This is a genomic window from Oscillibacter sp. KLE 1745 (genome assembly GCF_000469445.2).
Lineage (GTDB): Bacteria > Bacillota > Clostridia > Oscillospirales > Oscillospiraceae > Oscillibacter > Oscillibacter welbionis.
Genome location: NZ_KI271651.1, coordinates 41,957 through 50,240, shown reverse-complemented (window position 1 = coordinate 50,240; position 8,284 = coordinate 41,957). Strand labels below are relative to the sequence as shown.

Sequence of the window (8,284 nt, the reverse complement as noted above, 5' to 3'; positions counted from 1 at the left end):
GCGGGCATCTGCCCGCCTCTTCCGCGCGATTCACTTCTTCCGCTCCTGCCAGTCCTGGAGGGGCTTCAGCTCCTCATACAGGCGCACATAGCTGGCGTGGCGGCTCCGTTGGATCTTGCCAGCGCGCACCGCCTCCAGCACGGCGCAGCCCTTCTCCTTGGTGTGGCTGCACCCCACGAAGCGGCACTGGTCCAGATAAGGCCGGAACTCCACAAAGGTCTCCGGCAGGCGGTGCTTCAGCTCCAGATTCAGCTCATCGGTCTCAAAGGAGGAGAAGCCCGGGGAGTCCACAACGTCCGCCCCGCAGCTCAGGTGGAACAGCTCCACGTGCCGGGTGGTGTGGCGTCCCCGGCCCAGCGCCTGGCTCACATCCCCCACCTGGAGCTGAAACGCCGGATCCAGGGCATTCAGGATGCTGGACTTTCCCACACCGGAATTCCCTGTAAAGGCAGACAGCTTCCCGGCGATCAGGGGCTTCAATTCCTCGATCCCCTCCCCGGTCTCCGCGCTGACCCGCAGAGTTGGAAATCCGGCGGCTGCGTAAACGGCGTACAGTGCATCGGCACAGTCCAGATCGCATTTGTTCAGCAGCACCATCACGCTGCATCCTTTCAGTGCTGCGATGGCCGCCACCCGGTCAATGAGGAACGGGTCTGTTTTGGGGATGGCACCGGAGGCGATGACCACCAGCTGGTCGATGTTGGCCACCGCCGGCCGGGAAAATGCGTTCTTCCGGGGCAGGATGGCCTCCACAAAGCCCTCGCCGTTCCCCAGCTCCCGGACCTCCACCCGGTCCCCCACCAGAGGGGAGATGCCCTCCTTCCGAAACTTGCCCCGGGCCCGGCAGGTGAGCACCTCGCTGCCGGTGTCCACATAGTAGAAGCCGCTGAGGGCCTTTCGGATCCGTCCCTCACTCACCGAAGGTCACCTCACGGGTATTGTTCACATCCATCACGCCGTCCACGTACACCTCCACGGAGACCGTTCCGGTGCCGTACAGCTCATAGACATAGTTGCCATCTCGGCAGGGGACCGACTCGTTGACCTTGATCACTCCGTCCACCACGATCTGAACTTCTGCTGTCTCCCGGTCTGTGGGCAGGGCGATAATCAGCGGTTCCATTTGCAGGTCTTCATTTCCGCTGCTCTCCGGGCCGGTGCTGACCCACAGCTCCACTGTGCTGCCGGCAGGCACCTGCGTGGTAGCCGTCGGGTTCTGGCGGATGACCAGACCCGCTTCCACAGTGTCGCTGGCCTCCTCATGGACCTCGACCTCCAGGCCCAGCACGTTCTTCAGCTGGTCCTCCGCCCAGGCACGTTCCCTATTCGTGAAATCGATCAGCGGCACGGTCTGGGGTCCCCGGCTGAGGACAAAGGTGATGGTGTCCCCCTTGTGGAGTTCTTCATTCGCCGCTGGGGTGGTGGACTTGATGACGTCAACGGCCAGCTCGTCATCGTACTCCTTCTGGGTCTCCTCATAGGGCTGGACGTTCAGTTCATATTCCGCCACCAGATCCTGCAGGATGGTCATGGCCTGGTCATAGGTCATGGGCTTGGTGGTCAGGTCCGGCATGGTGCCCACGTCCTCACCGGCGCTGACCCAGACGTTGATGGTGATGGGCAGCTCACCCTTCTTCTCCGTGTCCGGCTCCGGGTCCTGGCGGATGATTTCACCCACGGCGGCGTCGCTGGCCTCGGTGCCCGCCACCACCACCTGGAAGGTGCCGTCCGCCACACTGGCCTGCTCGTTGGCCTGCTCCTCCGTCATGCCCACCAGCTTGGGTACGGTGTAGGTGTCCGGCGCCGCCGGGACAAAGGAGGCGAAGATGGCCCGGAACAGGAAGAACAGGACCACCACGACCACTACGGCACCGCCGCCGATCAACGCGATCTTCTTGCCGCCGCTGAGGCGGGAGGGCTGTTCGTCCTCGTAGCGATCCTCCTCCCACCGGCGTCCCCGCTCATAGGAGGGCTCCCGGCCCTGCCGGTGGAGCTGGGGCGGCACAGCGGAGCGGAGCTTCTGAGTGGGCTCGTCGGTCTCCTCCGGCCGCAGGTCGGACAGCTCGAAGTCCAGATTCACGCCGGGGTTCTTCCGAAAGGCCTCCAGATCTGCGATCATCGCGTCTGCGGAGGGGTAGCGCTTCTCCAGATCCGGTGCCATGGCCTTCATGCAGATCAGCTCCAGCTGCTCGGGGATGTCCGGATTCACCTCCCGGGGAGCCAGGGGCACGGAGCTCAGGTGCTGGATGGCCACGGATACGGCGCTGTCCCCCTCAAAGGGCAGGCGGCCGGTGAGCATCTCATACAGCACCACGCCGGCGGAATAGATGTCGCTGCGGGCGTCGGTGCGGTCCCCGCGGGCCTGCTCCGGAGAGATGTAGTGGACGGAGCCCAGAGCCTCCTGGGTCAGGGTCTGGGCGGCGTTCTCCAGGCAGGCGATGCCGAAGTCGGCTACCTTCACGCTGCCGTCCCGCAGCACCATCACGTTCTGGGGCTTGATATCCCGGTGGACGATGCCCCGGCTGTGGGCGTGGCTGAGGCCCCGCATGATCTGTGTAATGAAGTGCAGCGACTCCCGCCAGTTCAGCTGCCCCCGCTTCTCCATGTACTGCTTCAGCGTGATGCCGTCGATCAGCTCCATGACGATATACTCGATATCGCCGCCCTTGGACACGTCGTACACCGATACGATGTTGGGGTGAGACAGTTGGGCGACTGCCTGGGATTCTGCGTTGAACCGGCGGCGGAAGTCCTCGTCCTGGGCCAGGTCGCTCTTGAGAATCTTGACGGCCACCAGGCGGTTCAGCCGGTGGCACTTGGCCTTGTACACAATCGCCATGCCCCCGGTGCCGATACGCTCCAGAATCTCATAGCGGTTGTCCAGCATTTTTCCAATATACGGGTCCTTGTGTTCCATGTGTCTCCCCCCTTTACTGTTTTTGCATCAGGACGGCCGTGACATTGTCCGGCGCGCCCTGGCGCTTGGCGATGGCGAGCAGCCGGTCCAGGCAGGTGTCCGGCCCGTCCCCGTGGATGACCTCGAAGAGCATCTCCTGATCGGTGACGGTGTTCACCAGCCCGTCGGAACACAGCAGCAGGTACTCCCCGGCGTTCATCGGGCATATGTACCCGTCACAGTCGGCGGAGATGTCCGGTCCCAGGGCCCGGGTGATGAGATTGCGGCTGGGGTGGCGGCGGGCCTCCTCAGCGGTGATATCTCCCCGGTCTACCATGCTCTCCACCAGGGAGTGGTCCTTGGTGATGCGGGTGATGCCGTCCTCCGTGATGTGATAAGCCCGGCTGTCCCCCACGTTGGTGACCACCACGCCGCCGTCATAGGAGATGGCGGACACCAGGGTAGTGCCCATGTTCCGGCATTCCTCCCGGCGCTCTGCCTCCGCCTGAATGGCCTGATTGGCCAGGGCTGCCGCCTGGGCGGATGCCTCCAGCAGCTGCTGAGGGGTCTGATCCGCCGTCAGGAGCTTCTCCAGCTCCTCCAGATAGACGGAGACGGCGATCTGGCTGGCCACACGGCCCCCGGCGGGGCCGCCCATGCCGTCGCACACCACGCCCACCGTGCGGCCGGAGGCCGTGTGCTGCGCCGTGACGTAGGCGTCCTGGTTCTCCTTCCGGACAAGGCCGATGTCGGTCATGCCCCAGACGTTCATTTGGTTCATTGGGAACACTCCCCTTTCTGCGCTTCTTCCATGGCCTTCCGGCGGAGCTGTCCGCAGGAGGCGTCGATATCTCCACCCAGGCTCCGCCGCACGGTGGCGGTGATGCCGTGGGATTCCAGCCGTTTTTGAAAGGCCCCGATCCGGCGGGAGGGCTTGTAGGGGCTCTCCACCACGTCGTTCAGGGGAATCAGATTCACGTGGCCCGGCATCCCCCGGAGCTTCCTGGCGATCAGGTCCGCCTGCCAGTCGTGGTCGTTGACCCCGTCGATCATGGCGTACTCAAAGGAGATGCGGCGGCCGGTCTTGTCGAAGTAGTCGTGGCAGGCCCGGAACAGCTCCTCCACGTCATAGGCCCGGTTGATGGGCATGATCTTGGATCGGGTCTCGCTGTCCGGCGCATGGAGGGACACAGAGAGAGTCAGCTGAAGTTCAAGCTCCGCCAGCCGCCGGATGCCCGGCACGATGCCGCAGGTGGAGAGGGAGATATGCCGCATCCCAATGTTCATGCCGTCGGGGTGGTTCACCAGCTCCAGGAATTTCAGCACCGTGTCCAGGTTGTCCAGCGGCTCGCCGATACCCATCAGCACGATGTTGGAGACGGGCAGGCCGGAGTCTTTTTGGGTGAACAGCACCTGGTCCAGCATCTCCGCCGGGGTCAGGTCCCGGACCTTGCCGGCGATGGTGGAGGCACAGAAGGCGCACCCCATCCGGCACCCCACCTGGGAGGAGATGCACACGGTGTTGCCGTGGTGGTACTGCATGAGCACTGTCTCGATGCAGTTGCCGTCGGACAGCTCCCAGAGGTATTTGATGGTCCCGTCCAACCGGGACACCTGCTTGCGGGCCACCTGGGGGGCGGTGATGAAACAGGTCTCCTTCAGCTTTTCCCGCAGGGACTTGGAGAGATTGGTCATCCCATCGAAGTCCGTCACCCCCCGGTGGAGCCAGGTGAACACCTGCCTGCCCCGGAAGGCCGGCTCCCCCAGGGACTGGAGGAAGGCCGTCATCTCCGGCAGGGTCAGTGATTTCAAATCGGTCATGGATCGTTCCTCAATTCCGCGTCATGCGGCAGATGTAAAAGCCGTCGGTGCCGTGGCGGTGGGGCCACAGAGTCACCTGGCCCTCGGTCTCCCCCACCGGTCCGGACAGGGAGAAGGGCGTGCGGCAAAAGTCCGGGTGCTCTGCCAGGAAGCTGTCGGATACACCCTCGTTCTCCTCCGGCAGGATCGTGCAGGTGGAGTACACCAGCGTGCCGCCGGGCCTCACGTACCGGGCGGCGTTGTCCAAGATCGCCCGCTGGATCACCGGCAGGGCGAACAGGTCGTCAGGCTTTTTGTACCGGACATCCGGCTTCTTCCGGATGATGCCGAAACCCGAGCAGGGGGCGTCTACCAGCACCACATCGAACCGCGCCTCCCACTCCGGCCGGAATGTCCGGCCGTCTGCGGCGGTAGTCTGGATGCACGCAAGGCCCAGTCGCTCCGCCCCCTCCCGGATGCGCTTCAGCTTGTTCTCGTGGAGGTCGCAGGCCAAAATCTCCCCCTGGTCCTCCATTGCAAAGGCGGCGGAGAAGGACTTGCCTCCCGGCGCGGCGCACACGTCCAGCACCCGCATACCCGGCTCCACCCCGGCGATTTGGGACACCAGCCGGGCCGCCGGGTCCTGGACCAGGAATTTTCCCGTTCGGAAGGGCTCCAGCGCCGTCAGATCCCCGACGTGGTCCAGCTCTAGGCATCCGGACACCCAAGGATGGGGCCGGACAATCACGCCGGATGCCTCCAGCTCCGCCGTCAGCTCCTCCGCAGCAGCTTTCAGCGGATTCACCTGAATCGTCAGCGGCGCCGGAGCGTTGTCGGCCGCAAGGCAGGCTTCCGTCTCCGGCCCCAGAATGGCCTGGAGGCGTTTCACCAGCCACTTGGGATGGCTGTACCGGATGGAGATGCTGTGCAGTGCATCCTGGTCCGGGATCCTCGGCAGGTGCACCTTGTTCCGGGAGAGCTGCCGCAGCACCGCGTTCACCAGCCCGGCTGCCTTGGCCCGGCCGTTGTCCTTGGCCTGCTCCACCGCCTGATTGACAGCGGCGCTGTGGGGAATTTTATCCAGAAACAGAATTTGATAAGCCCCAATCCGCAGAATTTCCAGCAGCGGCGGCTGCAAGTGGTCGACCTTTTGGGAGCAGTAGGCACCCAGGTAGAAGTCCAGCAGCAGCCGGTTCTGCATCACGCCGTAGACGATGCGGCTGCACAGCGCCGCCTCTGGTCCGGACAGGCCGTCCCGGCGGAGCTGGGCCCTCAGGGCCGCATCCGCCCAGGCCCCGGCCGTGCGGCAGCTCACCAGGACGCGCAGGGCGGTGTCCCGGGCATTAGGGGCCCTCATTGGCTGCCTCCCTGATCGCGGCCGCCGCGGCCGATAAAGATCAGCACAAACCGCATCAGCTGCAGCAGGCTCATCAGCAGCGCCGCCACATAGGTCAACGCCGCGGCCCGCAGCACCTTTTTGGCGCCGGGCAGCTCATCCTCATCCAGCAGGCCCGCCCCGTCGATGGTGGCGATGGCCCGGGCGGAGGCGTTGAACTCCACCGGCAGCGTCACCAGCTGGAACAGCGTGGTGAAGGAAAACAGCACGATGCCGATGAAGAACAGAGACTGGTTGTACAGCACCAGCCCCACCAGCAACAGGATGAAGGACAGGCTGGAACCGATCCGCGTGGCGGGGATGATGGCCGTGCGCAGCCGCACAGGCCCGTAGTTTTCCGCGTACTGGACAGCGTGGCCCGCCTCGTGGGCCGCCACGCCCACCGCCGCGATGGTGGGGGCGTTGTAGACTGTCTCAGACAGGTAGATGGTATTGTCCCGGGGGTCGTAGTGGTCTGTCAGATTTCCCCGGCAGGGCCGGACAGGCACACCGAATACCCCGTGAGCCCGCAGCACCGCTTCCGCCGCCTGGGCACCGGTGATGCGGCGCCGGTTGTTCACGGCATTGTACCGCCGGAAGCTGCCGGACACCTGGAACTGGGCCCACAGGGACAGCAGCAGCACTGGGATCAGCAGCAGGACGTACAGATTATTTGCAAGAAAGTCGCCATAGCCGTAATAGATATGACCGTAATAGGGCATAAAAACCTCCCGAATTGTGAAACTGGCGGAGCTCAGACCTCCAACGGGTGGCCCAGCAGATAGGACGCCGCAGCCATGCGCTTGCCGCCCTCCGCCTGGATCTCCGTGAGATACAGGCTCTCTCCTCTGCCGCAGGCCACCTGGATGCCCTGCTTCCCGGCGGAGAGCACTGTACCGGGCGCCGCGCCGGTCTGTTCGCCGGGGGCGGTGCGGTAGACCTTGAACCGCTGCCCTGCCAGCTCGCAGGCCGCGCAGGGCCAGGGAATCAGTCCCCGGACCTGACAGTCGATCTCCCGGGCGGAGCGGGTCCAGTCGATGGGGGACATCTCTTTTGTCAGCATGGAGGCGTAGGTCTGACGGCTCTCATCCTGGGGTGTCCGGGCGGCTGTGCCGTTTCCGATGGCCGCCACCGCCTCGCTGAGGGCCTCTGCCCCCAGGTCCGCCAGGCGCACCGTCAGGGCCTGGGCGTCCTCGTCCGGGCCGATGGGAGTCTCCTTCTGCAGGATCACGTCCCCTGCGTCCAGCTCCTTCGCCATATACATGATGGAGACGCCGGTAGTCTCCTCCCCGTTCAGGATGGCCCAGTTGATGGGGGCCGCCCCCCGATACTTGGGCAGCAGAGACGAGTGGACGTTGATAGAGCCGTATCTGGGCGCCTCCAGAATGTCCTCCGGCAGGATGCGGCCGTAGGCCGCCACCACCGTCAGCTCCGGTGCCAGGGACTGCACCAGCTCCAGCGCCGTGCCGTCCCGCATCTTCAAAGGCTGATAGACGGGAATATTTTCTGTCAAAGCAAATTCCTTTACAGGCGTTGGCACCAGCTTATGTCCCCGGTTTTTGGGCTTGTCCGGCTGCGTGAACACGCCGCAGACCTCATGGCCGTCGGCCACCAGCCGCCGCAAGGACGCCACGGCGAAGTCCGGCGTGCCCATGAACAGGATCCGCATGGGCTCACTCCCCTTCCTGAGCTTCTGCGGCCTCACGGGCCTCCCGCTCCTCCTGCTCCAGATAGTCCCGAAGCTCCTCATCAGAGAGGAAGTGGTCGATGTGCTCCACAAACAGATGGCCGTCCAGATGCTCGATCTCGTGGCAGAAGGCTCGGGCCGTCAGGCCCTCGCCCTCCACCTCGAACCAGTCGCCATACCGGTCCTGGGCCCGGACCCGGACCACGTCCGGCCGGGTGACGATGCCCCATTTGCCGGGCACGCTGAGGCAGCCCTCCAGCCCGGTCTGCTCGCCGCTCTGAGCCACGATCTCCGGGTTCACCAGTTCGATATACTCCTCAGAGTCCTCGTCCAGCACCACGCACACCCGGCGCAGCACTCCCACCTGGGGAGCAGCCAGCCCAGCGCCATTGGCATCCTCCAGTGTTTCCAGCATATCGTCCAGCAACTGGTGCAGGTGAGGGTTGAACTCCGTCACAGGGCGGCACACCTTTGTCAGGCACTCCTCTCCCTGCACCACGATCTTCCGTAAAGCCATAAGTCCTTG

Annotated in this window: 8 protein-coding genes; all 8 read right to left on the bottom strand. The window is 64.5% G+C overall.

Annotation, left to right across the window (positions count from 1 at the left end):
- Positions 1-30: 30 nt before the first annotated feature.
- The 8 genes from rsgA to def are packed head-to-tail and all read right to left on the bottom strand — an operon-like array spanning position 31 to position 8,275.
- Positions 31-918 (bottom strand): ribosome small subunit-dependent GTPase A, encoded by an 888-nt coding sequence (gene rsgA, locus HMPREF1546_RS00375; RefSeq protein ID WP_021749908.1) that lies wholly within the window; start codon positions 916-918, stop codon positions 31-33.
- A complete protein-coding gene (gene pknB, locus HMPREF1546_RS00370) occupies positions 911-2,917 on the bottom strand; it encodes a Stk1 family PASTA domain-containing Ser/Thr kinase (RefSeq protein WP_021749907.1) in 2,007 nt (668 codons plus the stop codon). The genes rsgA and pknB overlap by 8 nt, the downstream gene beginning before the upstream one ends.
- A 13-nt stretch (positions 2,918-2,930) precedes the next feature.
- A complete protein-coding gene (locus HMPREF1546_RS00365; protein WP_021749906.1) occupies positions 2,931-3,677 on the bottom strand; it encodes a Stp1/IreP family PP2C-type Ser/Thr phosphatase in 747 nt (248 codons plus the stop codon).
- Entirely contained in the window at positions 3,674-4,717 is a 1,044-nt protein-coding gene (rlmN, locus tag HMPREF1546_RS00360; RefSeq protein ID WP_021749905.1) for a 23S rRNA (adenine(2503)-C(2))-methyltransferase RlmN, read from the bottom strand. The genes HMPREF1546_RS00365 and rlmN overlap by 4 nt, the downstream gene beginning before the upstream one ends.
- A gap of 10 nt (positions 4,718-4,727) precedes the next feature.
- Positions 4,728-6,053 carry a 16S rRNA (cytosine(967)-C(5))-methyltransferase RsmB gene (gene rsmB / locus HMPREF1546_RS00355; protein ID WP_021749904.1) on the bottom strand — a complete coding sequence of 442 codons (1,326 nt, stop codon included), beginning with the start codon at positions 6,051-6,053 and terminating at the stop codon, positions 4,728-4,730.
- Complete coding sequence (locus HMPREF1546_RS00350) at positions 6,050-6,793, bottom strand: zinc metallopeptidase (protein ID WP_021749903.1); 744 nt, start codon at positions 6,791-6,793, stop codon at positions 6,050-6,052. The genes rsmB and HMPREF1546_RS00350 overlap by 4 nt, the downstream gene beginning before the upstream one ends.
- 32 nt (positions 6,794-6,825) lie before the next feature.
- A complete protein-coding gene (gene fmt, locus HMPREF1546_RS00345) occupies positions 6,826-7,740 on the bottom strand; it encodes a methionyl-tRNA formyltransferase (protein ID WP_021749902.1) in 915 nt (304 codons plus the stop codon).
- 4 nt (positions 7,741-7,744) lie between these two features.
- Positions 7,745-8,275, bottom strand: a complete 531-nt coding sequence (def, locus tag HMPREF1546_RS00340; protein ID WP_021749901.1) for a peptide deformylase — start codon at positions 8,273-8,275, stop codon at positions 7,745-7,747.
- Between the last annotated feature and the right edge of the window lie 9 nt (positions 8,276-8,284).

Bases quoted from the DNA above. Each gene is read 5' to 3' on its own strand.
- pknB (WP_021749907.1), bottom strand. From the start codon at position 2,917: ATGGAACACAAGGACCCGTATATTGGAAAAATGCTGGACAACCGCTAT.
- HMPREF1546_RS00365 (WP_021749906.1), bottom strand. From the start codon at position 3,677: ATGAACCAAATGAACGTCTGGGGCATGACCGACATCGGCCTTGTCCGG.
- rlmN (WP_021749905.1), bottom strand. From the start codon at position 4,717: ATGACCGATTTGAAATCACTGACCCTGCCGGAGATGACGGCCTTCCTC.
- rsmB (WP_021749904.1), bottom strand. From the start codon at position 6,053: ATGAGGGCCCCTAATGCCCGGGACACCGCCCTGCGCGTCCTGGTGAGC.
- HMPREF1546_RS00350 (WP_021749903.1), bottom strand. From the start codon at position 6,793: ATGCCCTATTACGGTCATATCTATTACGGCTATGGCGACTTTCTTGCA.
- fmt (WP_021749902.1), bottom strand. From the start codon at position 7,740: ATGCGGATCCTGTTCATGGGCACGCCGGACTTCGCCGTGGCGTCCTTG.
- def (WP_021749901.1), bottom strand. From the start codon at position 8,275: ATGGCTTTACGGAAGATCGTGGTGCAGGGAGAGGAGTGCCTGACAAAG.